Genomic DNA, 24,099 nt, shown 5'->3' on the forward strand with positions numbered 1-24,099 from the left:
TTAAAATAACACTAAAAATTTTTAGATATTATAAAATTTCGCTTAAATTTGCCCACTTTATATTTTTAAAGTAAAATTTCGCTAAAATCCAAAAATTTTATTTCACGGAGAAAGATATGATAAATTTACGACTAATCGAAACAAATTTTGACGAATTTAATAAAAAACTAATCGCCAAAAAAGTCCCCGAAGACACGCTAAAAAGCCTACTTGACGCTTATAATGAGTTAAAAGAAAAAAAGACAAATTTAGAAAATTTGCAAGCCGTACAAAACGCCAAAAGTAAAGAAATGGGCGTCATCGCGCGAAATGGTGGCGACATGAAAGCCTTAAAAGCCGAACTTGACGCAAACAAGGCAAAAATCGCAGAACTAAATTCAGTGGTCGGCGAGTGCGAAGAAAAGCTAAATAGTGTGGCAGCCGTCGTGCCAAATATCATTGATGATGATGTGCCTTTTGGCGCAGATGAAAACGAAAATGTCTGCGTAAAAACCGTGCTAGAACCAAGGCAATTTGACTTTACGCCAAAAGAGCATTTTGAACTTGGCGAGAGCCTTGGTTGGCTAGATTTCGCTCGTGGCGTGAAGCTTAGCGGTAGCCGTTTTACCGCGCTTCGTGGAGTGGGCGCGAAACTAAATATGGCGCTGATTAATTATATGATAGATTTTAACAATAGCCGTGGTTTTGAGCTTGTAAATATGCCGTTTTTGGTGCGTGATGAGATACTTTACGGCACGGGACAGCTACCGAAATTCAAAGACGATCTTTACAGGGTCGATGATGACGAGCTAAATCTGTATCTCATACCTACTAGCGAAGTTACGGCGACGAATTTATTCAACGATGAGATTATCGAAAGCGCGAATTTACCGATAAAGCTTACGAGTTACAGCCACTGCTTCCGCAAAGAGGCAGGGAGTGCCGGGCGCGATACTAGGGGTATGATTCGTCAGCACCAGTTCGAAAAGGTCGAGCTTGTGGCGATTACACGCCCAGAAGATAGCGCAAAAATGCTAGATGAAATGGTCTCTTGCGCTAGTGATTTACTAGCTTCTTTGGGACTTCCGCACCGCCACATGGTGCTTTGCAGCGGGGATTTGGGATTTAGTGCGGCTAAAACTATCGACCTTGAAGTCTGGCTTCCGGGACAAAATAAATACAGAGAAATCAGCTCGATTTCAAATTGTCGTGATTTTCAGGCAAGACGCGCGAAAATCCGCTATAAAGATGAAAATAAGAAAAATGCGTTAGTGCATACGCTAAATGGCTCATCTTTGGCAGTGGGGCGCACACTAATCGCTGTCATGGAAAACTACCAACGCGCCGATGGCACTATCGAAATTCCAAAAGTTTTAGAAAAATATATGTAGGTTTTGGCTTTTCGCAATGACACATAATCTGTCACCCTGAAATACTGCGCCGAAATCTTATCGTCATTGTAAGCGAAGTAAAATTTACTTTATTTTGTCATTGCGAGTGAGTGTAACGAGCGTGGCAATCTACGACTTTAAAATTTTTTGCGCCGAATTTGCTGTCATTGCGAGCGAAGCTCGCTAGCTATAACAGATTAAACAAATTTTCTGCTCACAATGACGAAAATTTTAATTTTCACCCAAAATCGCCATTATCACGGTGTTTGCTTGGTGGGCGGCACATAGCATTACTCGCGCAGAAATTAGCCCATTTTCGAGCCCTGCCCCACTCGCGCTATCGCCACAGATATATAAATTCGCCCCAAATTTGCGAGTTTGGATAGAATTTGCTCCCCCAACTCCCGCCATACCCGAAGCGCAAACGAAAATTTTATCCCTATACTCAGCCGACAAATTCGCTATCATCGCCTTATTTTCGGCTCCGTCGAAACACTCGCAAATGATTTTTTCATCTCGCAAAATCTCACGCACATTTTGCGCTGTGAGTTTTTCGTTTAAAATTTCCACCTTTGCGTAAGGATTGATTTCTAAAATTTGCTCTTTTAAAGCTTCTATTTTTGGGCTTCCTAAATGCTTTAAGGCGTAGTGTTGGCGATTTAAATTTGACGGCTCGACAATGTCAAAATCGATAATAAAAAACTCGCCTACCCCAGCCCTAGCAAGCATTATAGCGACATTTGAGCCAAGCCCACCTGCTCCTAGTATGCAAACCCTGGCGCGTGATAAAATTTCACTCACACCACGCGGATTTCGCGCGAAAATTTCAGCCCTAAATTCGCTTTCGTTTTTTAAATTCAGCATTTCACCCGCCACCGACAAATTCGACTATTTCGTAAATTTTAAAATTTGAGATTTGCGAACTTTTCCAAAGCGTTTTTGATAAAATCTCGCCGTCGGCTTCCACGGCGATATAGCGCAAATCAAACCCTTGTAAGCGCAAAAATTCTTCCACGCTCATATCGGCGTCAAACTCGCACTCACGCCCATTTACGCGCACTTTTATCATCACTCTTCCCCCAAACTCGCACGATACTCTTCGTAAGTCCCGCGAAAATCCACAATCTCGCCGTTTCCTTTAAGGTGTAAAATGCGGTTCGCAAAAGCGTCGATTAATTCGCGGTCGTGGCTCACGCAAATCACGCACCCAGCGAAGTTATACAGCGCTTCGCCAAGAGCGATAATCGCCTCCAAATCAAGGTGGTTGTTTGGCTCATCAAGCACCAAAAAATTTGGCTTAGTTAGCATTAGTTTGCTTAGCATTACGCGGTGCTTTTCGCCACCGCTTAACGCGCCCACGCTTTTTTCTTGCTCGGCTCCACTAAAAAGCATTCGCCCAAGGCACTTGCGAATTTCGTCTAAGTCCTTGTTTTTCTCATCTCTGAGATAATCATACAGCTTCGCATCTCCACTCACCGCCGAGCTCGTATCCTGCGCGAAGTATCCTTGCTCGATAGTCGCGCCCACATGCACCTTGCCCTTATCTGGCGCCATTTCGCCCACGATGATCTTGCACAGCGTCGATTTACCCACGCCGTTTCGCCCGATAACGGCGATTTTATCGCCCTTTAAAAGCTTTAAATTGAAATTTTGCAAAATTTTAATCTCGCCGAAACTCTTATCAATCTCGCTAAGCTCTAAAATCTCATTTCCAATCTCGCGCCCTAGTTTAAAAAGTATGCTTGGCTCCCTGCGAGAAGATGTCGCAATCTCGCTAATATCGATTTTATCGAGCAGTTTTTGCCTTGAAGTGGCTTGTTTAGCCTTGCTAGCGTTTGCGCTAAAACGGGCGATAAATTTTTCGAGTTCTGCCTTTTCTTTGACCTTTTTATCACGCTCGAATTCAGCCTGTTTTTTTATCAAATTTGCCGCGATAAACCAATCATCGTAATTCCCGCTAAACTCACGCACCTTTTTGAAATCCACATCCAAAATGTCCGTGCAGACGCGGTTTAGGAAGTGTCTATCGTGGCTGATGACGACCATAGTGCCTTCGTGGCGGTTTAGCTCGAACTCCAACCACGCAATCGCGTCGATGTCAAGGTTGTTTGTCGGCTCGTCTAAAAACAAAATATCGGGCTTAGGAAACAGCACCTGAGCTAGGAGGATTTTGACCTTGTCGCTGGCCTCGATTTCGCTCATTTTTTTGCCAAATTCATCTTCGCTAAATCCCAGCGAGCTTAAAATTTTCTCGATTCTTGTTTCATACTCGTAGTTTGGATCCTCTTCGGCGCAGATGATTTCAAGCTCAGCCAAGCGGTCGTTGATTTCATCGGTAAATTCGGGGCTTTCGTAGAGTTTTTCTTTTTCTTTGACGGCCTCATATAGGCGTTTGTTGCCATACAAAACAGCGTCTTTTACCAAAAATTCCTCAAACGCAAATTGATTTTGCCCGAGCACGCCTATTTTGCGGCCGTTTTCAACGACGATTTCGCCACTACTATGCTCGACCTCGCCACTTAAAATTTTAAGCAGCGTCGATTTACCTGCGCCGTTTGCGCCGATTAGTCCGTATCTATGGCCTTTTAGAAGTGTCAAATTTACATTTTCAAACAGCAGCTGTTTGCCAAAACGCATTACTAAATCTTTGATTTCTATCATTTTTTATCCTTGGAATTTAAAATTTTGCGATTATACAAAAAAAGGCTAAATTTAGCCAAAATTTAGGCACTATAATCGCTATCAAGGGCGATTAAAATTTCATAATCGCTAAATTTCGCGCTGACTTCTTTGATGATATTTTGATGTATTTGCTCGCGGTTAATCGCGTCAAAATCAATAATCACATCAAAACTGATGATTTTTTCGATCAAATTTGCGTGAAATCCGTGTATTTGCAAAATTTTTTCATCGCTAAAAACAATTTTTTGAATTTCACTATAAATTTTAGCGGTTTGCTCATCTTTTAAATTTAGCGCATAAATGCCCACAGTATCGATAACCACGCTAAATTTGGCAAAAATTTCACTCTGAATTTTTCGCGTGAGTGTATCTATACTAGCCGCGCTCATATCCTCGCTAACTTCGATATGCACGGAGCCCAGCATTTTATCAGGGCCGTAGTCGTGAAACATCAAATCATACGCGCCAAGCACGCCGTCGATTTTCTTGATTTCGGTATAAATTTGCTTTGCAATCTCGATATTTAGGGGGCTTCCTAAAATTTTATTGATAGTGTCTTTTAAAATTTCGGCAGCTGTTTTGATAAGTAGTAGCGAAATAATCACGCCCAAATACGCCTCCAAAGCCACACCGAAAAATATAAAAATAAACGCTGCCACTAGCGTCGAAAACGACACTAGCGCGTCAAATTTCGCGTCAATCCCACTTGCGATTAGCGAGTCAGAATTCGCCCTAACACCCATTTTATGGGTATATGAGCCAAGCACGATTTTTACTACGACCGCAACTGCAATCAAAAATAGCGAAACGCCGTCGTAATCTGGCGTGAGCGGAGCAAAAATCTTGCGCACACAGCTAATAAGCGCCGCAAACCCCGCATATAGGATAATCACGCCGATACTTAGAGCCGTGAGATACTCGATCCTGCCATGCCCGTAAGGGTGCTCACGATCAGGCTTTTTGCCAGCAAGTTTAAGCCCCACAATCGTAATGACCGAGCTTAACACATCGCTTAGATTGTTTATAGCATCGATTACAATAGCTATGGAGTTTGTGAAAAACCCGATCGCCCCCTTAAACAGCGCCAAAACCACATTTGTGATGATTCCAACGAGCCCTGTGCGAACGATGATTTTATCGCGCGGAACGACCTTTTCTGGGATTTGCATAGATTTCCTTTTTGTAATTTAAAAGGCGCGATTTTATCAAAATAAAGCTTAATTTGATAATAAAGGAGAAAATTTATCGCGCCAAATTTGAAGTAAAATTTAGCGCGAAAGTGTTTGAAAGAAAGTTTTTATTCCTTGACTATGCCGTCTTTTGCGTAGGCTTGGACATAGCGAAGAAGCCTTGCTTTTTCGTCATCATCGATTTTAGCAAACAGCTGCATTGCTGTAATCAGCGCGTCCCACTCGATCATTAAATGCTCTTTTGGCTTGTGTGCGGCATGGCACGAACTGCAAGTATCGTAATAGAGCATTTCTACCTCTTCCCACGCTTCAAGCGGATCTGAGCCAAGCTTCGTGCTATCTACCAAAAACTGCGCCTTTGGCGTAGCCTTTTGCTCTTTCATTTTGAAAAATACCACGAGCGGATCTTTTTTAAGAGCCAAAATTTTATCATCATTCTCGCTTACTTCGCCGTTAATTTCGACAAGGGCGAATTTTCCGTCATCTTTGATGATTTCCACTGGCGTTCCTTCTAAAATTTCGCCAACCACGCTTTTGGTATTTGGATCAATCAAATCAGTTTTGATATCCGCGATAAATTTCGTCTCGCCAAACGCCAAATTTAGCAAAATTGCCATAAATACAACTATTTTTTTCATCTTAGCCCTCAATTACTTTTGGTTCGCTTATGCCTTTGTATGGGGCGATATCTACTTTTTTAATCGCTACTAGGCAAGTATTTGCAGAAGTAGCCTGCGCCATTTGTGAAGTAGGAATTGAGGTTGTCAGCACATTTATGTGACCTGCTTGGTCTCTGCCCTCTTCGTCTGGATCATACCACGCGCCCTCGCAAAGTGCCACTACGCCTTTCATTATGGATTTGCTTACGATTACGCCAGCTAGCACTCTACCGCGATCATTGTAAATCTCAACCGTATCGCCGTCTTTGACACCAAGTGCGCTCGCGTCTTCGTCGTTTATGGTGACTGGCTCTCTATTGCCGACTTTGCAAATTTTGCGTATAAAATCAGAATTATCCAAATTTGAGTGAATTCTATATGCTGGGTGCGGGCTTAAAATATGAAATGGAAATTTCGCTACAAGCTCTTTGTTTCCTAGCCACTCGCTAGGTTCGAACCACATAGGGTGCGCCTTAAAATCAGGCAGATTATAACTTGCAAATTTATCTGAATAAATTTGAATTTTGCCTGTTTCGGTAGAGAGTTTGTTTTTTACTGGATCTGCTCTAAATGCGCCAAGTCGCACGAATTTTCGCGCCTCTTCGCCAGGCTCGAAATGCACAAATCCCTTTTCCCAAAATTCATCAAAACTCATATAATTTGGACAATCGCTACGCTCATAAAGTCCTCTTATTTGCTCCATTTTATCCTTGCCACCGGTAAATTGTCGCCACGCTTTTTCAGAAACTAGCTTTGCCATATCGGCGAAAATATCATAGTCGTTTCTAGCTTCAAATGGCGGTTCAAAGACCTTTTTGAGCGCATAAACATAGTCTTGCGAATACGATCCACCATAAGCTATATCATCTCTTTCAAGCTGTGTGGTTGTCGGCAAAACTATATCGGCCCACTTGCTCATCGGCGTCCAAAACGGCTCTTGGGAAATGATAGTCTCAACCTTGGCTAGTGCTTTTAAAACTTCGTTGGTATCTGGGTGATGACCTAGGATATTTGTTCCTACTGCATAAAGAACTTTGACATGCGGAAGTTTGATCTTTTCGCCCCTGAAATTTATCTCTTTTCCTGGGTTTAGAAGTGCTTCATTTACCCTTGAAGCAGGGATTATCAAATCAACTTTGTTTTTGCCTTGTGAAATTCCACCGGGCATTTTCACGCCACTTCTAGCTTGTGAGTTACCGTTGTAATGCAATGCAAAACCAAATCCACCGCCAGGAAGCCCGACTTGACCTATCATACAAGCCAAAACTATCATCGCCCACTGCATTTGTTCGCCATGCTGGGCTCTTTGAAGCGACCAGCTTCCAGCTAGTAGTGTTCTATCGCTTACAAATAAATCGGCTAAATTTTTTATATCTTCTTCGCTCACGCCTGTAATACCAGCCGCCCAAGCAGGGGTTTTTTCGATTTTGTCTTCACTTTGTCCTAGCAAATACGGCACAAATTTATCAAATCCATAAGTATATTTTTCGATAAATTCTTTATCATATTTTCCGCTGGTGTATAGATAGTGCATCATACCAAGCATTAGCGCGACATCGGTATTTGGGCGGATTTTAATCCACTGTGCGCCGAATTTTTGCGCGATTTGTGTGTATTGTGGATCAATCGCGATAAATTTAATGCCTGATTTGGCGTATTTTTCATACCACTGCACATTTGCGTGGTTTGCGATACGATAATCTATTTGATTGCATTTTAAAATATCCGCACCCCAAAGCACATAGGTTTTGGTGTTTTCTAAAATCACTTCGTGCGTAGTTTGCAATGCAAAAACTTCCAAATCGCCCGTAATCGAGCCATTTACCCTACTTGCAGCACCCACGCTATAATCCCCACTCGTAATCGCCGCACCGCCAAAAGCGATATTAAAAAACCTGCCAGGAAGCGGGACGGTATTGTGCAAAATACCTGGGTGGCTCCACCCGTCATAACTAGCATTAAAAATTTCTTCTGGTTTTACGGCTTTTAATTTTTCTAGCACAAGCTCGTAAGCCTTCTCCCAGCTAACTCGCACAAATTCCTCTTTGCCACGAAGCTCGGGAGTGTTTTTGCCCTCCAAAAAGCTTTTTCGCACGCAAGGATACTTCACGCGGTTTTTCATATTTCTATCGATTAAGCCCTCGATACCCGGGAATTTAGGATCTTTGTTTGATTCTTGCGGACGGATTGCTATGACCTTGCTACTCTCGTCTAAATCCGCATAAAACGCGCCATACCCACTAGCGTGAGCGACGCTTTTGGCAGGTTTTGTCTCTGCGCCAAATGACGCCGTAGCAGCCATGCTAGCCACCACAGCCGATGATTGCAAAAATTTGCGCCTAGAAGTTGGAATTTGATCTTTCATACTTGCCCCCTATCGTTAGAAATTTTGGAATTTCAAAAATTATACAACTTTGATAAAATGAAATCAAATATCAACTAACGATAGAGTGCATATAAAAAAACGATATGGAATTTATAATTTCATATCGCGTAGATACTGCTCGATATTTGGGACATTATCCTTCCTGCAAATCATTGTAGTTGGGATATTTGCCTGTTTTTTGGAAAGAATTTTCAAATTTAGCTTTTTATCGTATCCAAGCTTTTCGATTATGCTCAGTGGCAATATCGTCTGCCCGATCCCAGCCTCCACACAGCCTAAAATCGTCTCATAACTAGCAAATTCGAAAATTTTAGCCTCTATTTTGCGAGATTGCAGATATTTCATCGCAAAATCATTATAAGCGCACCCCTTACGATATGCCAGAAACACCGCATTTTCGCTCGTTTGCTTTGGACTTGCGATGACCATTGTCTCATCGAAAATATTTAGCGTCATCAAATCTTTATGCTCTACTATTCCGCTTACAAAGGCAATATCAGCCTTGTAATCAAGTAGCCATTTAAGGCACCCAGCAGTCGTATTTGTGGTAAGCTCCAACGAAGCACCCTTAAAGTCATTATAAAGCCTTAGCAAAAACGGCACCACGCGCACCGCAGCGTTTGCTTCTGTGGAGACTACGCGCAAACTTAATTCTTTGGATTTTTTAATCTCCTTGTTTAACCGCTCGATTTTGCTTACAATCTCACACGCCCTAGGATAGAGCATTTCGCCCTCTTTGGTAAGCAAAACGCCTTGCGGAACTCTGTGAAAAAGCTTAAAGCCAAGATCGTTTTCTAGCTGTTTGATACGAGCTGTGATGTTTGATTGGGCCTGTTTTAGCTTTTTTGCGCCCAGTGTTACGCTTCGCTCACCAGCGACTGCGACAAAAACTTTTAATAAATTTGAATCCATTTTTATCTCCAAATTTAAGAAATTTTATAAAATTTATGATTTTTACTTTGCTCTGATAGCTGTTATCGTCTCGCCGCCGATTGCGTAGTTATCGGTGCTAAGCTCATCGATGATGACGACGCAGGTTTTCTCGCCACGCCCTACAACTCGCACAAAAGCATTCGTTAGCTCGCGGACTAAATCCCCCTTTTGCTCCACGCTCAAACCGCCGTCCTCGATAGTCATTTTGACATTGATAAGTGGCATTTTTGCTCCTTTTTTAAAAATTTTATCACCCCTAGACTAAGTGCGCTAAGTCCCACAAAAATCGCGGTTAAAACTAGCGCCCTATCGTAGCTTTGATAGATATTAAAGATTTTAGCACAATACAGCGGCGCGATTATCGTTCCTATGGCATACGCAGCCGTTAGCGCACTCATAATCGGTGCCGATGATTTGGGCGCTAGGCTCGCCCCATAGCTCATAAATAGCGCAGTTAGCCCCATCATCGTGTTTCCATATATAGCACCGCTTAATAAATTTAAGATTAAATTTTGGCTAAACACTGGGATTAAAATCCCTAAAATTTGTAGCACAAGCGAGGCTATCATCATCTCTACCCCACCAAATCTCCGCCCCAAATTCACCCAGACAAACGGCCCAAACATCGCGAAAACGCCCACCAAATACCACGCATAAGTGCCCATATTTTCTAGCCCTTTTACGCGGTTTATGATATCAGGCAAAAAGCTAGCCTGCACCACAAATCCCATGCCTTCCAAAAAATATGCGAAGATTAAAATTTTCAAAATTAGCAAATTTGGCAATTTTTCGCTTTTTGCGACCAAAAATTTGGCGTTTTTACCACGCCTTGGCGTGAGTGTATTTGCGCGAAAATGCTTAAAGGAAGCGAAAAAACTATCAAAAAAACCCACGCGATTTTCCAGCTAAAAAACACAAGAGCTAAATTTCCCACAAGCGAGGTTAGCACGATAGAAATACCAGCCGCACCAAAATAAAACGCCATGGCCTGTTTGTTGTGAGATAGCAGGTCAAAGACAAATGACGAACCCACGCCCATAACCAGCGCCGAACCCACTCCTGCGGCCACTCTCGCACCAAACCAAAGGTAGTAATTTTCGCTAAATGCTAAAATAATTGTCGTAAAAATGCTTAGAAAAAGCGCTAGTTTAAAAAGCAAAATTTTAAACTCTCCCCCGCGCACAAAGACCGTAGCAAAGGAGCCAACGAAGTATCCAGTGTAGTTTGCAAAGGCTAGAATTCCAGCCCGTTCTACGCTTAAAAAATCACCTAGCATTGGTGGCAAAAGTGCCGTAAAAGCAAATCGCGCCGTGCCGATAGCCACGATAAAAGCGCAAATTCCAGCTAGTAAAATTTTAATATCGTTAAATTTCATATATTTTCTTAAATTTGGATTTTTGCGAGATTGTATCAATAAAAACGATTTAAAGTCAAATATGAAATAACGATTTGTGATATATGAAATTTATATACCAAACGGCAAAAATTCGCCGTTTGGCAGGTAAAATTTGAAATTTAAGCCTGTGGTTGAATCGCTGAATTATCAGCTAAATTTTCCCTATCGACCTCTTCGATTTTTTCCCACAGCGCGCGCGCAGCCTGCTCGTAGCGTTTCGCACTCACAGATTCGGGCGCATAAAAGCTGATTGGTTTGCCGTTATCGCCACCCTCTCTAATCGCGATTTCGATTGGGATTTCGCCGATGACTTTGGTATTGTAAGCACTAGCTAGCTTTTGCGCACCGCCACGGCCGAAAATATCGTATTCTTTGCCATTATCAGGGCAGATAAATCCACTCATATTCTCAATGATTCCAGCCACTGGGATATGAAGCTTCTCAAACATATCAAGCCCCCTAGCGCCGTCATCTAAGGCTACGGTTTGAGGCGTGGTTACGCACACCCCGGCTGTTACTGGCACGCTTTGAGCAAGTGTGATTTGCGCATCGCCAGTTCCAGGTGGCATATCTATGAAAAGCACATCTAAATCACTCCATGCGACATCTTTTAGAAGCTGTTCGATCGCCTTCATTATCATTGCCCCACGCCACATTAGCCCCTGACCTGCCTCGATTAGCACGCCCATACTCATCATCTCGATTCCGTGGCTTTCGATCGGCTTTAATCTCTGTCCAATTACGCTAGCTTGGGTGTTTTCTTCGCCTAACATGCGTGGCATGTTTGGACCATAAATATCAGCGTCTAGCACGCCTACTTTTTTGCCAAGTTTGGCTAGCGAAATCGCCAAATTTAGGGTTGTTGTGGATTTGCCTACACCACCTTTGCCTGAGCTAATCATCACAAAATGTTTGATTTGTGGGGCGATATTTTTACCAGAGCGCGAATTGCTCTGCTCGGGGGCTAGTTTTGGTGTTTTAATCGAAATTTGCGCAGTTGGGATTAAATTTAAAATTTCAGCCTTAATCTGCATTGAAATTTCGCTTTTTTGGCTTGGGATTTCGATATCTATCACAGGATTTTCGCCCTCGCTCACGCTTTTTACAAAGCCAAAATCAACGATAGATTTCGAAAACCCCGGATAAATCACGCCTCGAAGCGCGTTTAAAATTTCGTCTTTACTCATTTTTCCTCTTTCTTTGAAATTTGATAAAAGGCGCATTATATTTAAAAAGTTTGAAATTTTTTTTAAATTTAGCCGTTTAAAAAGCCCGTAACTTTGGCGCAAAATTTAAGCGGGAAAATGCGGGTCAAAAGGTTCGCTAGAAGCATAAACCTGCCGTCATACACTAGCATTTTGCCACTCATCATCGCCTCAAACCCTCGCCTTGCCACAGCATTTGCATCATCGCTTCGCGCGAAAATTTTGGCGTTTTTTACGCCGGCTCGCTCGCCAAAATTTGTAGCCACAGGTCCTGGGCAAAATGCCGTAACGCTGATATTTTGCGCGCAAAGCTCTTCGCCTATGGCTACGCTGAAATTTCGCACAAATGCCTTGCTTGCGTAATACACGCTCATTTTTGGACCCGCTGTGAGCGCGGCGGCAGAGGCGATATTTAGGATTTTTCCGCCGCCTTGCTCAATCATTAAATTTGCGAAATAGTGCGTTAAATTTAGCAAACTAGCGATATTTACCTGCACCATTTCAAGCTGTTTTTTCAGATCGCTTTTAGTAAATTCGCCGTGATCTCCAAAACCTGCGTTATTTATCAAAATATCGATTTTCAGGGAATTTTCACGGACAAATTCGCAAATTTTATCCGCGCTAGTATTTTGCGATAAATCCGCCCCAAAGACAAAAACTCTCACGCCAAATTTAGCTTCAAGCTCGTTTTTTAGGGCGTTTAGCGCGTCAGTATTTCGCGCTGTGATAACCAAATCATATCCGTTTTCGGCACAAATTCGCGCAAACTCGCGCCCCAAACCGCTACTAGCTCCCGTAATTAAGGCAGTTTTATTCATTTATCCTCTTTTGGAAAATGTTCGCAATTTTGCTCCGCGATTTGACGCGAAATTTTATACGCGCAAAATTTTGGCCCGCACATCGAGCAAAACTCCGCATTTTTAAAGCCCTCATCAGGCAAACTCTCGTCGTGATATTCGCGCGCGCGCTCAGGGTCAAGCGCTAGCTCAAACTGCTTGTTCCAGTCGAAATTATATCTAGCGTCGCTCATAGCGTGATCTCGCTCGATCGCTCCTTTTTTGCCAAGTGCGACATCTGCTGCATGAGCTGCGATTTTATGGGCGATTATGCCATCTCTGACATCTTTTGCGTTTGGCAAACCCAAATGCTCTTTTGGCGTAACATAGCAAAGCATACTAGCGCCATGAAACGCTGCCATAGTCCCGCCAATCGCACTTGTGATATGATCATACCCTGCGCCGATGTCTGTGGGAAGCGGTCCTAGTATATAAAACGGAGCGTCGTTGCAAAGGCGTTGCTCTTCTTTCATGTTAAATTCAATCTGATTAAACGGCACATGACCGGGGCCTTCTATCATAACTTGAACATTTTTTGCGTTTGCCCTAATTGCAAGTTTGCCAAGCTCGGCAAGTTCGCTCATTTGAGCTTCATCTGTGGCATCATACAAGCAGCCTGGTCGCAAACTATCGCCTAAGGAAAGCGAAACATCATATTTAGCGCAAATATCGCAAATAGCGTCAAAATTTTCATAAAACGGATTTTCTTTGTGGTGTTTCATCATCCAACTAGCCATTAATGAGCCGCCACGGCTTACGATTCCCATTTTGCGTTTGGCAACAAGTGGCATAAATTTAAGCAAAAATCCTGCATGAATAGTGAAATAATCAACGCCTTGCTTGGCTTGTTTTTCAATGCAATCAAGCATAATTTGCGGCGTTAGATTATCTAAATCCTTAATATCGTGGATAATTTGATAAATCGGCACCGTGCCAATTGGAACGGTTGAATTTGCGATAATCGCGCGACGAATTTCGTCTAAATCCCCGCCTGTGCTTAGATCCATGACGGTGTCAGCGCCGTATTTTATCGAAAGGCGCAATTTTTCGATCTCTTCATCTATGCCACTGCTAAGGCTAGAAGAGCCGATATTTGCGTTGATTTTGCATTTTAGTGCCCTGCCAATGCCCATAGGAACTAGGTTTTTGTGGTTTATGTTGGCTGGGATTATGAGTTTTCCCTGTGCGATTTGCGCTCTGATAAATTCGGCTTCCAAACACTCCGTTTTTGCGACAGTCTCCATTTGTGGGGTGATAACACCATTTTTAGCGTAAAAAAGTTGAGTTGGGGTTGCGCAGTCTTTTAAATTTGGGGTTTGCATTTTTGACCTTTCGTGCGAAAATTTGTGAAATTTGATAGAATTTTACTACAAAAAAGCAAAATTTAAATCTTTTTCGCGTGTTTAAATTCGTAACACCGCTTGGCAAAATTTGCAAAATTTAGCCAAAATTTCACTATTTTTTAAATTTAATATGTATAATTTCGTAACATTTTTAAAATTTTAGGAAATCAAATGTCTGAAATATCACTCGTTTTACTCGCCGCTGGGGATTCTACGCGCTTTGCTAGCCCCGTAAAAAAGCAGTGGCTTCGCATAGGCGATGATCCGCTGTGGCTACATGTCGCCAAAGATCTCGCAAAAAAGGCAAATTTCGCAAAAATCATAATCGTAGCTAATCCGCAAGATTTAAAATACATGCGCTCATTTTGCGATGAATTCGAATTTATAGCCGGTGGCGATATGCGCCAAAAATCGCTTAAAAACGCCCTTGAAATGGTGCAAAGTGAGTTTGTTTTAGTAAGCGATGTGGCGCGGGCTAGTATTTCTCAAAATCTCATAAACTCACTACTTGAAAATTTAGGCAAATTTGACTGCGTAAGCCCATATTTAGGCGTAAATGACACGGCGTATTTGGGCGAGTGCGAGATAGCGCGCGACGAAATCAAACTAATCCAAACTCCACAACTCTCGCGCACAAATTTGTTAAAAAAAGCCTTACAAAGCGAGCAAATTTTCACAGACGATAGCTTAGCCATAAAGAGCGTAGGCGGGGCTTTGGGCTTTGTAAAGGGCGAAATTTCGGCTAGAAAAATCACGCGAATTTCAGATTTAGCGAATTTTGATTTTCCTAGCGTTTGTTCGGACATTTTTTGCGGAAACGGCTTTGATGTGCATGCGCTAGAAGCTGGCTCGTTTATCACGCTTTGTGGCGTAAAAATACCTTGCGAGTATTCGCTCATCGCTCACAGCGACGGCGATGTGGCGATTCACGCGCTAATTGATGCAATGTGTGGGGCAGCTGGGATTGGCGATATTGGCGAGCTTTTCCCTGATACAGATGAGGCTTACAAAGGGATTGATTCGAAAATTTTGTTACGAAAAGTAACAGATAAAATTCACCGCTATGGCTTTGAAATCGTAAATGCTGACATTACAATAATGGCGCAAAAGCCCAAACTAAGCCCATATAAAGAGCAAATGCGAAAAGCTTTGTGCGAAATTTTAGCCACGCGCAAGGTAAATGTCAAAGCCACCACCACCGAAAAACTAGGCTTTGTGGGCCGAAGCGAGGGCATTGCGGTGATTGCAAGTGTGAATTTAAAGTATTTTGACTGGAAAAAACTGCTTATCAAGGATTAGTTTTGAAAATCTTAATCGCCGAAAAGGAAAGCTACCTGGCAAACTCACTTAGCCTAAAACTAAGCGCGCTAAACCACCAATGCACCGTGGTTTCCACCCTGCCACTAGCCCTGAACGCCGGGGAGTTCGACGCTGTTTTGCTCTCATCATCGTGGGGGAGTGGCGATTTGCTAAGCGTGATTGCGCGCCACAAAAACGCAATCGTGATAATGCTAGTCTCATACATCAGCAACGACACGGTTACAGCACCCATAAATGCGGGTGCGACGGATTATATTTTAAAGCCGTTTATGATAGAAGATCTCATCAAAAAGCTCGATCACTACGCGTATTTTAAACAAATTTTGCGTGAAAAAGAGCGAAACGACGAACTCTTGCGCGCGCTAAAAGAAATTTACGACACGCCAAAAATAAACGCGCAAAAGCTCAAATTTCCGCTTTTTTTAAAGGGTTATGATGAAATTTCACGCCTTTTATGCGCTCATCAAATCGCCCAAAATTTTGGCGCAAAAATCATAATCGCTAATGGCGAGGATTGCGAAAACTTAAAAATAAAAAACGAAATTTTATTCGTGCAAAAATTTGATAAAACATCGCCTGCCAAAAGAGCGCAAATTTTATCAAATTTTGCCGAAAAACGGCTAGTTTTGGAGGTTTGCTCTATGGAATTTAGCGAAAACTCAAATGAAATTTTACTCTCTCCATACTGCGCGAAAAACAAAATTTTAAGCCTGGAAGAGTATTTGAAATTTGCGATTTTAGCACATCAGGGCGAGTATTTCGACTCTGAACTCGCCTCGATTTTGGGGATTTCGCGAAAATCGCTTTGGGAAAAGAGAAAAAAATATGGTATCACGCGAAAAAAATAGCATTGAGATTTCAAAAAGCGAGCTTTGCGCCCTGCACCTTTTGAAATTTGGAGCATTTGGGGGCGAAGATAGGCTAAAAAACGGCAAAAATTTCGCCTTTGTAGCAGGGAAATTTAGACCTGGCGCAGAGGTAAATTTAATCTGCAATGGCGAAATTTGCGGAAAATTAAAAATTATTTCATCGCAAAAAATCACGGACGACGAAAAACAAAACTCCGTTTTTGAAAACAAACGCCCAGGAAATGAGGCGATTAGGGGCGAGCTTAGCCTAAATTCGCGCATAATTGGTGATGAGTTTGCGGAATTTTTCGTGCGAAAATCAAGCTTCAAAAACCCCAAAATTTCAGCCTTTTTCACAATGGCAGATCCCTTGCACAGGGTGCATGAAAGACTTTTGCGCCTAATGATAGACAAGGCTGATTTTGTGGTGATTTTTTTGGTAGGTTCGAGCAGAAGCGACGCATTTAGCACAAATTTGCGCAAAAAAACCTTAGAGTTTTTGTGCGAAAATTTCCTTGTAAAAGGGCGGGTTTTGCTCATAGATTTAAACGATTTTAGCGCGCTAAATAACCACTCCGACCCTACGCTTGAATGCGCCATAGCGCACAATCTTGGCATAAATAAGGTCGTCTTTGGGCAAAAACACAAGCATGTGGCGGGGTATTTCGACCACGGCAATATGCACTCTGTGCTGGATTTTTGCGATTACGAAAATTTCGAAATTTGGCTCATGCCAGAGTATGTGTATTGCAACAAATGCAAGGTTCTTTCTAGCGTGAAAAACTGCCCGCACGGCTCGCACCACCATGTGCATTATCACACGCGCAACCTCAAAGCCATGCTCTATGCTGGGATTTTGCCGCCTGCGCTTTTTATGCGAAAGGAGATTTCGGCGATGATTTTGGCCGAGCTTTTCCCTAATCGCTTCGCCGATTTGCAAGCCCTTTACGATGATTTGTTCCCTAACGACGGGCTTATCGAGCCTAGAAGCGAGAGTGAATTTTACGAAGAATTAATGAGGCTGTATCAAACCAGCGCGCTAAAAACTTGAAATTTGAAATTTAAAAGGAGAAAATTTGAATAAGTTATTTGTTACATTTTTTGGAAGTGGGCTTTTGCGACCTGCGCCTGGGACTTGGGGAAGCGTGGCAGGCTGGATTGTAGGGCTTGTGATTTTGGCGTTTGCGGGGGGAACGACGCTGTTTTTGTGCGCTGCTCTGGTTTTTGTAATCTCGCTAAAAATAATCGACGAATACGAAAAACAGGTCGGCTCGCACGATAATAGCGAAATCGTAATCGACGAGGTCGTGGGCGTGTGGATCGCTATGAGCATCGGTGCTAGCGTAGGCGAGGTGTATGAGCTAAATTTCGCGCAGATTATTTCTGGCTTTGAAGCTAGCGGGCTTTCGTGGCTTGCGATGATTTTATCCCTTGTGCTATTTAGGGTTTTTGATATATGGAAGCCATCTATCATAGGGCGCGCCGATCGCGATATCAAGGGCGGCCTAGGCGTAATGAGCGATGATGTGCTAGCTGGATTTTTCGCTGGGCTTGGGGTTTTGATTATTTTTTCGTTGATGATTAAATTTGGACTTGGAGGGCTGATTTTTTAATCAGCCTCTACCTACATTGAAGCGAGAATATTTTTTAAATGTCTCTAAATTATGGAAAGTTTTGCAAAGATTGCTTTTTTTGTTTATAGGATAAAGCTCCATAAAGTATAAATTTCCATCATGTTTGAGCGTGATATCTGCACACATTTCCATATTTCCCTTAGATTTGACGCCCACGCCGTATTTGATAGGCTTGCCGACTACGACTTTCGCGTTTAAATCCTCGTCGCTAAACTGGCGCACGCTCGTCATGTTTTTAAGCTCTCTAAATTCGCCCTTAGCGTCATAATCGCTTTTGATATCCTTAAAAAACCTATCCAAATCCGTAACAGCAGACGCCGCCAATGGTCCGTCTGTAAGAGATGTGATTTTTGGCCACACAACCTTAACGCCGAAAAAAATCACAACTATGATTAAAATCAGACTACCTAGTCCGCTACCGCCTGCTCCGCCTTTACTCATCTTTTCACTCCTTCATCGATGTTTTTTGAAATAGCCTCTATTTTGCTAGAAAACATATAATTTTCATAACTCTTTTGAATATATGCCTTCAAAAGCTCGCCCACATCTACATGCAAACCATCTCTTGCGATCTCGCGCCAGTCCCGCTCGAAGCTGAGTGCAAACTCATCTTCTAGGCTGATAGAATACTCTTTACTCAAAGATTTGCTTGTAAATTTAACTGAAATTTCTCTCATTTTTAGTTGTCAAATTCATCTTTTGCAAAAATTTCATCTAGTTTTTTGCTAAGCTCCTCGTCGCTTAGTTTGCGATACTCGGCGTCCTCTTCTAGCGTGCCAAGCTGCATACTAATCGCCTCATTTTGCGCCTTGATACTAACTAGCTCTGCGCGCAATCTCGCGTTTTCTTCCCTAGCCTCGCTGTATCTTCTGATAAGCTCCTCGACCTTTTGACCCAAACTCTCGACTTTTTTTTCTTCGTCAAAGATTGATTCCATATTTGTCCTTTTTTAGATATAATTTAAAGTTTTTATTCTAACCAAATTTAGCTTTAAAATAAAGGAAAAATTTGCAAAATTTTAAAATATCATCAAAATTTACCCCAAGCGACGATCAAAAAAACGCGATAGAAAAAATCGTGCAAGGCATTAAAAACGGCGAAAAATATCAAACACTGCTCGGTGTTACAGGAAGCGGAAAAACCTTTACTATGGCAAATATCATCGCAAATTTGCAAATTCCAACTCTCATAATGACACACAACAAATCCCTTGCAGCGCAACTTTATAGTGAATTTAAGGGCTTTTTTCCACAAAATCATGTCGAGTATTTTATCAGCTATTATGATTATTATCAGCCAGAAGCCTATATTCCACGCCAAGACCTTTTTATCGAAAAAGATAGCTCCATAAATGACGAGTTAGAACGCCTTCGTCTCTCAGCCACGGCTAGTTTGCTTAGTTTTGACGATGTTATTACGATAGCTTCGGTTTCGGCAAACTACGGCTTAGGCGACCCTGCCGAATACAAAGGTATGGTGCTTCATTTAGAACTAGGGCAAAGTTTTTCTAGCAAATTTTTACTTCGCAAACTCGTCGATATGGGTTACAAACGCAATGATAATTTTTTTGATCGTGGCGATTTCCGCGCTAATGGCGATACGATCGACATTTATCCGGCGTATTTTAACGACGAAGCCATAAGGCTAGAATTTTTTGGCGATGAGCTTGAAGCGATGTATCATTTCGATGTTTTGGAAAATAAAAAAACAAAAAGCGTGGCTAAATTTATTCTTTATCCCACAAGTCAGTTTATCGTCGGCGAAAACCGCCTAAAAACGGCGATTAAAGGCATTGAAGAAGAGCTTGGCGAGAGATTAAAATTTTTTGAAAATGAAAATAAACTCGTCGAAGCCCAGCGCCTAAAACAGCGTGTCGAATTTGACCTTGAAATGATGAGTGCAACGGGCATTTGCAAAGGGATCGAAAATTACGCGCGCTACTTAACGGGGCAAAACGCCGGAGAAACTCCGTATTCGCTGTTTGATTACTACGAGAGCAAGGGGCAAGACTACCTAGTCATCGTCGATGAAAGCCATGTTTCTTTGCCGCAGTTTCGCGGTATGTTCGCAGGCGATCGAAGTCGCAAAGAGACACTCGTAGAATACGGCTTTCGCCTACCTAGCGCGCTTGATAACCGCCCTTTGATGTTTGATGAATTTATCAGCAAAAAAGGCAAATTTTTATTCGTTTCAGCCACGCCAAATGAATACGAAGTGAATTTAAGTGGCGGCAAAGTAGTAGAGCAAATTTTGCGTCCGACGGGACTACTTGATCCTGAAATTTTAATCCAAGATAGCGACAATCAAGTCGAAATTCTGCACGACATGGCAAAAAAGGTCATAGCTAGAAATGAGCGAATTTTAGTAACCGTGCTAACAAAAAAAATGGCAGAAGAGCTTAGTAAATACTACCTTGAACTCGGTATTAAGGTCAAATATATGCATTCAGACATCGACGCAATAGAGCGAAATGAGCTGATTCGTGGGCTAAGGTCAGGCGAATTTGATATGCTAATCGGTATAAATTTGCTCCGTGAGGGGCTAGATTTGCCCGAAGTTAGTTTGATTGCCATTTTTGATGCCGACAAAGAGGGATTTTTGCGCTCGGAAACTAGCCTTATTCAGACTATGGGACGGGCTGCTAGGAATATAAACGGGCAGGTTGTGATGTTTTGCAAAAAAATCACCCGCTCAATGCAAAGTGCTATCGATATAACCACGGCTAGACGCAAATTCCAAGATGAATACAACCGCACTCACGGCATAACGCCACACTCGGCAACCAGAAACATAGAAGAAAGCCTAAAAATCGAAGATAACGCAGAAATTTTAACCAAAGCGAAAAAGTTAGAAAAAATGCCAGCCGCTGAACGCGCCAAAATCATAAAAGAGCTTCGCAAACAAATGCTAGAAGCCGCTGCTGCGCTGGAATTCGAAAAAGCGGCTGCATTGCGTGATGAAATAGCGAAAATGAAAAAACTCTAAATTTGGGCAAAATTTAGCGCAAATTTTGCATAAATTTCACGCAAATTTACCCAAATTTTAGCGCAAATAAAAAAGGGCTTGCGAGCAAAATTCGCAAGCCCCAAATGCAATTTAACTCAATTTTGAAGGTCGAAAATTTTAAAGTCGTTAATTGCCTCAAATTTTACTAACACACAATTCTCGCAATGGCAAATTTTGCGCCACTGCGAGAATTTGTAAATTTAAGCCAAAAGTAAAATTTAAAATTTTAATTTCTAAAACTATGAATCGGCGCAGGTATTTGCCCGCCTCTGGCGATAAATTCAGCCGACGAAGCCGAATTTACACTCATCACAGGCGCGGAGCCTAGCAATCCGCCAAACTCAATCATATCGCCCTTTTGGCCTAGCGGGATAATGCGCACGGCGGTAGTTTTTTGGTTTATCACGCCGATTGCGGCTTCGTCGGCTATCATCGCTGAAATCGTGGCTGCGGGCGTATCGGACGGAATCGCAATCATATCGAGCCCCACGGAGCAAATTGCCGTCATCGCCTCTAATTTTTCTAAATTTAGCGCGCCAGCCTTGACCGCCTCTATCATGCCCTCGTCCTCAGAAACCGGTATAAATGCCCCAGACAGGCCTCCGACTTGGTTGCACGCCATGACGCCGCCTTTTTTGACCGCGTCGTTTAAAAGTGCAAGCGCAGCCGTCGTGCCGTGCGCGCCCACACGCTCCAAGCCCATTTCTTCGAGCACTCTCGCCACAGAATCCCCCACAGCAGGCGTCGGAGCTAGCGATAAATCCACAATGCCAAATTTCACGCCCAACCTCTCGCTAGCCATTGAGCCCACAAGCTGGCCTATGCGGGTGATTTTAAAAGCTGTTTTTTTGACGGTTTCAGCGAGTATATCAAAGCTCTCTCCACGCACCTTTTCTAAGGCGCGTTTGACCACGCCAGGACCTGATACACCGACATTTATAACCACATCAGCCTCGCCTACTCCGTGAAATGCGCCCGCCATAAAGGGATTGTCCTCGACGGCGTTTGCGAAAACTACGAGCTTAGCGCAGCCAAATTTGCTTAAATTCGCGGTTTGTTTGATGATTTCGCCCATATCACGCACAGCGGACATGTTTATGCCAGTTTTGGTCGAGCCTACATTTACACTAGCGCAGACGCGCTCGGTTCCAGCTAGGGCGCGCGGGATTGAGTGGATTAGGATTTCATCGCCCTTTTGGTAGCCTTTTTGCACAAGTGCGCTAAATCCGCCGATGAAATTCACGCCCACAGCGTGCGCGGCTTCATCTAGCGTGCGCGCAAAAATTGTGTAATCATCTAAATCCGTGGCCGCACCGATGAGCGAAATCGGCGTTACGCAGATGCGTTTATTGACGATTGGGATACCAAGCTCGGCTGAAATTTCATCGCCAACAGCTACCAAATTTTCGGCTTTTTTTGTGATTTTGGCGTAAATTTTCTCGCAGGCTTTTTCGGGGTTTGCGTCGATACAATCAAGAAGCGAAATGCCCATTGTAATGGTGCGGATATCGAAATTTTGCTCCTCGATCATCGAGATTGTTTCGGTTACTTGCTTGATATTCATTTGCGCGCCTTAGATATTGTGCATGGCGTCGAAAATCGCCGAACTTTGGATATTGATTTTGACATTTAGACTAGCTCCGAACTCTTCAAGCTCACTGCGAAGGGCCGTGAAGTCCTTTTTATCATCGCTACTGACCACAGCCATCATTGTGAAAAACTCGTCCAAAACGGTTTGCGTGATATCGTCGATATTAAGCCCAAGTGCGGCTAGCTTGGTGGCTACGCCAGCTACGATGCCGACCTTGTCCTTGCCGACTACTGTTACGATTGCTTTCATGTGTGTCCTTGTAAAATGTGAAATTTAAAGGGGGATTATAGCAAATTTGGGGGAAATTTGGAATTTTGAAATCCAAATTTTAGCTTGCGCCCTCACGGAATAAAACTGCTTTTATAGTTTTTAAAATAATTACAAAATCGACATAAAGTGTCCAGTTTTTGACATACCAAATGTCCATTTTTGCTCTAATTTTAAAATCAGTATCGCCTCTACCCATAACCTGTGCTAGTCCCGTGACGCCGGGTTTTACATGGAGTAAAATTTTCATATCAGCTTGGCTTATTCCTCCGTTTTCTCGCTCTCCGACCACAAACGGGCGAGGGCCAACGATACTCATATCGCCTTTTAGGACATTTATGAGTTGCGGAAGCTCATCAAGCGAAGTTTTACGCATAAAATTTCCGATTTTTGTAATGCGTGGATCGTTTTTGTATTTATGGTATTTATCGAAAAATTCGACTTCGTCTGGGTTTTTTTGCAAATAATCTCGCAAAATTTCATCGCCGTTTTCTCTCATAGAGCGAAATTTAAAGCAATTAAAAGGTCTGTTATTTCTGCCTGCTCGTGGTTGCGAAAATAAAATTTTTCCCTTTGGTTCTTCGATTTTCATTAAAACAAAAATCACAAAAAAAGCCACAACCAAAAATGGTAAAGCCAAAAGCACGACAATATAATCAACCAAACCCTTCATAAAATAATTCATCGGTTTTAAGAGCGAATTTTCTAGCAAAAATAAATTCGTGCGAGAGTTAAAAAGGCTGAAAATTTCCCCGCCAGCGAAATCATATCCTTGCAAAGCGGGAGTAAAAATCACCTCGCGGTTTTTAATGACATTTTCTTCGACCAACCTGTTTAGCTCGTCAATACTCTTTAAATTTTTATTTGCGATAAAAACGGTCTCGTAGTCATCGCCACGGGTAAATTTATAGCCCAAATAGTGGTTTTTAAAGATTTCACGGCGGAATTCTTTATCGCCATTGATAACCCTAGCGTTTTTTTGCCAAATTCCCACACGGTAAAGGTATTTTTTAAGAAAAAATTTACACATCGGTATCAAAACCGCGCACAGCCCAAACGCCAAAAATATCACAAATCGCGAGTGCGAGACATTTTTGTTAATCGCAAGCAAGAAAAAAATCATCACCAGCGAAAACAGACACGACGAAAAAATTATATAACTTTCATGCCAAAAATCATAGCGTTTGGTGTAAATTTTACGATACGCTAATGTGCCGATAATCAAAACATATATAAAAAATGAACCAAGATAGGTGGTATAATGCTGATGAGTGTTACCAGCAAAATCGAATTCTATGAAATTTCTCACGCTCACAGCAATGAAAAATGATATCAAAATACACAAAACATCAGCCATTAAAAGTATAGCCATAGCATAAAATTTTTTCATAATTAAATTTTCCAAAAATAAATTTGCGACATTGTAGCCAAAT

25 protein-coding genes are annotated in these 24,099 nt (G+C 42.4%); 6 read left to right on the forward strand and 19 right to left on the reverse strand.

What is annotated here, in order from left to right; translation table 11 throughout:
* Positions 1-116 precede the first annotated feature (116 nt).
* Positions 117-1,370 (forward strand): serine--tRNA ligase, encoded by a 1,254-nt coding sequence (gene serS, locus OFO00_RS05440; protein WP_270865199.1) that lies wholly within the window; start codon positions 117-119, stop codon positions 1,368-1,370.
* A 231-nt stretch (positions 1,371-1,601) separates the two neighbouring features.
* Here the strand turns inward: serS and thiF are convergent, their stop codons facing one another.
* The 13 genes from thiF to thiC all read right to left on the reverse strand — a co-directional run bounded on the left by thiF (position 1,602) and on the right by thiC (position 13,979).
* On the reverse strand, positions 1,602-2,234 hold the full coding sequence (gene thiF / locus OFO00_RS05445) for a sulfur carrier protein ThiS adenylyltransferase ThiF (protein ID WP_270865200.1): 633 nt from the start codon (positions 2,232-2,234) through the stop codon (positions 1,602-1,604).
* Between the two features lies 1 nt (position 2,235).
* Entirely contained in the window at positions 2,236-2,439 is a 204-nt protein-coding gene (thiS, locus tag OFO00_RS05450; protein ID WP_270865201.1) for a sulfur carrier protein ThiS, read from the reverse strand.
* On the reverse strand, positions 2,439-4,031 hold the full coding sequence (locus OFO00_RS05455) for an ABC-F family ATP-binding cassette domain-containing protein (RefSeq protein WP_270865202.1): 1,593 nt from the start codon (positions 4,029-4,031) through the stop codon (positions 2,439-2,441). Before OFO00_RS05455 ends, thiS begins: the two co-directional genes overlap by 1 nt.
* Positions 4,032-4,093: 62 nt before the next feature.
* Positions 4,094-5,221 carry a cation diffusion facilitator family transporter gene (locus OFO00_RS05460; protein WP_270865203.1) on the reverse strand — a complete coding sequence of 376 codons (1,128 nt, stop codon included), beginning with the start codon at positions 5,219-5,221 and terminating at the stop codon, positions 4,094-4,096.
* Between the two features lie 128 nt (positions 5,222-5,349).
* A complete protein-coding gene (locus OFO00_RS05465; protein WP_270865204.1) occupies positions 5,350-5,880 on the reverse strand; it encodes a hypothetical protein in 531 nt (176 codons plus the stop codon).
* Position 5,881: 1 nt separating this feature from the next.
* Positions 5,882-8,254 carry a molybdopterin-dependent oxidoreductase gene (locus tag OFO00_RS05470; protein WP_442867910.1) on the reverse strand — a complete coding sequence of 791 codons (2,373 nt, stop codon included), beginning with the start codon at positions 8,252-8,254 and terminating at the stop codon, positions 5,882-5,884.
* A 123-nt stretch (positions 8,255-8,377) separates the two neighbouring features.
* On the reverse strand, positions 8,378-9,199 hold the full coding sequence (locus tag OFO00_RS05475) for a LysR family transcriptional regulator (protein ID WP_270865206.1): 822 nt from the start codon (positions 9,197-9,199) through the stop codon (positions 8,378-8,380).
* Positions 9,200-9,241: 42 nt separating this feature from the next.
* Complete coding sequence (locus tag OFO00_RS05480; protein ID WP_270865207.1) at positions 9,242-9,445, reverse strand: tautomerase family protein; 204 nt, start codon at positions 9,443-9,445, stop codon at positions 9,242-9,244.
* On the reverse strand, positions 9,421-10,005 hold the full coding sequence (locus OFO00_RS05485) for a YbfB/YjiJ family MFS transporter (protein WP_270865208.1): 585 nt from the start codon (positions 10,003-10,005) through the stop codon (positions 9,421-9,423). Before OFO00_RS05485 ends, OFO00_RS05480 begins: the two co-directional genes overlap by 25 nt.
* Positions 9,990-10,595 (reverse strand): YbfB/YjiJ family MFS transporter, encoded by a 606-nt coding sequence (locus OFO00_RS05490; protein WP_270865209.1) that lies wholly within the window; start codon positions 10,593-10,595, stop codon positions 9,990-9,992. Before OFO00_RS05490 ends, OFO00_RS05485 begins: the two co-directional genes overlap by 16 nt.
* Positions 10,596-10,735: 140 nt before the next feature.
* Entirely contained in the window at positions 10,736-11,803 is a 1,068-nt protein-coding gene (locus OFO00_RS05495) for an Mrp/NBP35 family ATP-binding protein (RefSeq protein ID WP_270862060.1), read from the reverse strand.
* A gap of 68 nt (positions 11,804-11,871) precedes the next feature.
* Complete coding sequence (locus OFO00_RS05500; protein ID WP_270865210.1) at positions 11,872-12,639, reverse strand: SDR family NAD(P)-dependent oxidoreductase; 768 nt, start codon at positions 12,637-12,639, stop codon at positions 11,872-11,874.
* Positions 12,636-13,979, reverse strand: a complete 1,344-nt coding sequence (gene thiC, locus OFO00_RS05505) for a phosphomethylpyrimidine synthase ThiC (protein WP_270865211.1) — start codon at positions 13,977-13,979, stop codon at positions 12,636-12,638. The genes OFO00_RS05500 and thiC overlap by 4 nt, the downstream gene beginning before the upstream one ends.
* Before the next feature lie 192 nt (positions 13,980-14,171).
* Between thiC and OFO00_RS05510 the strand changes: the two genes are divergently transcribed.
* Genes OFO00_RS05510 through OFO00_RS05525 form a run of 4 tightly spaced genes read left to right on the forward strand, consistent with a single transcriptional unit; the run spans position 14,172 to position 17,781 of the window.
* Positions 14,172-15,299, forward strand: a complete 1,128-nt coding sequence (locus OFO00_RS05510; RefSeq protein ID WP_270865212.1) for a bifunctional 2-C-methyl-D-erythritol 4-phosphate cytidylyltransferase/2-C-methyl-D-erythritol 2,4-cyclodiphosphate synthase — start codon at positions 14,172-14,174, stop codon at positions 15,297-15,299.
* A 2-nt stretch (positions 15,300-15,301) separates the two neighbouring features.
* The gene (locus OFO00_RS05515) at positions 15,302-16,168 is read left to right on the forward strand and encodes a hypothetical protein (RefSeq protein ID WP_270865213.1); all 867 of its coding nucleotides are present in this window, start codon (positions 15,302-15,304) and stop codon (positions 16,166-16,168) included.
* The gene (locus OFO00_RS05520) at positions 16,146-17,219 is read left to right on the forward strand and encodes a sulfate adenylyltransferase (protein WP_270865214.1); all 1,074 of its coding nucleotides are present in this window, start codon (positions 16,146-16,148) and stop codon (positions 17,217-17,219) included. The genes OFO00_RS05515 and OFO00_RS05520 overlap by 23 nt, the downstream gene beginning before the upstream one ends.
* Positions 17,220-17,244: 25 nt before the next feature.
* Entirely contained in the window at positions 17,245-17,781 is a 537-nt protein-coding gene (locus OFO00_RS05525; RefSeq protein WP_270865215.1) for a phosphatidylglycerophosphatase A family protein, read from the forward strand.
* On the opposite strand, the gene OFO00_RS05530 is transcribed toward OFO00_RS05525, so the two are convergent.
* The 3 genes from OFO00_RS05530 to OFO00_RS05540 are packed head-to-tail and all read right to left on the reverse strand — an operon-like array spanning position 17,782 to position 18,739.
* Positions 17,782-18,243: a hypothetical protein gene (locus OFO00_RS05530; RefSeq protein WP_270865216.1), complete on the reverse strand. Its 462-nt coding sequence runs from the start codon at positions 18,241-18,243 to the stop codon at positions 17,782-17,784.
* Positions 18,240-18,443, reverse strand: a complete 204-nt coding sequence (locus tag OFO00_RS05535) for a hypothetical protein (protein WP_270858295.1) — start codon at positions 18,441-18,443, stop codon at positions 18,240-18,242. Before OFO00_RS05535 ends, OFO00_RS05530 begins: the two co-directional genes overlap by 4 nt.
* A 38-nt stretch (positions 18,444-18,481) precedes the next feature.
* Entirely contained in the window at positions 18,482-18,739 is a 258-nt protein-coding gene (locus OFO00_RS05540) for a hypothetical protein (RefSeq protein ID WP_270858296.1), read from the reverse strand.
* 71 nt (positions 18,740-18,810) lie between these two features.
* Here OFO00_RS05540 and uvrB point away from each other — a divergent pair, with 71 nt between their 5' ends.
* Positions 18,811-20,787 (forward strand): excinuclease ABC subunit UvrB, encoded by a 1,977-nt coding sequence (gene uvrB, locus OFO00_RS05545; protein ID WP_270865217.1) that lies wholly within the window; start codon positions 18,811-18,813, stop codon positions 20,785-20,787.
* 247 nt (positions 20,788-21,034) lie between these two features.
* On the opposite strand, the gene OFO00_RS05550 is transcribed toward uvrB, so the two are convergent.
* The 3 genes from OFO00_RS05550 to OFO00_RS05560 form a co-directional block, all read right to left on the reverse strand.
* Positions 21,035-22,372 carry a PFL family protein gene (locus OFO00_RS05550; RefSeq protein WP_270865218.1) on the reverse strand — a complete coding sequence of 446 codons (1,338 nt, stop codon included), beginning with the start codon at positions 22,370-22,372 and terminating at the stop codon, positions 21,035-21,037.
* A gap of 9 nt (positions 22,373-22,381) precedes the next feature.
* Positions 22,382-22,648: an ACT domain-containing protein gene (locus OFO00_RS05555; protein WP_270858301.1), complete on the reverse strand. Its 267-nt coding sequence runs from the start codon at positions 22,646-22,648 to the stop codon at positions 22,382-22,384.
* 79 nt (positions 22,649-22,727) lie between these two features.
* The gene (locus tag OFO00_RS05560) at positions 22,728-24,056 is read right to left on the reverse strand and encodes a sugar transferase (protein WP_270865219.1); all 1,329 of its coding nucleotides are present in this window, start codon (positions 24,054-24,056) and stop codon (positions 22,728-22,730) included.
* Positions 24,057-24,099 lie beyond the last annotated feature (43 nt).

Origin of the sequence: Campylobacter sp. VBCF_04 NA7 (assembly GCF_027737405.1) — a bacterium.
In the GTDB taxonomy this organism is placed as follows: domain Bacteria; phylum Campylobacterota; class Campylobacteria; order Campylobacterales; family Campylobacteraceae; genus Campylobacter_B.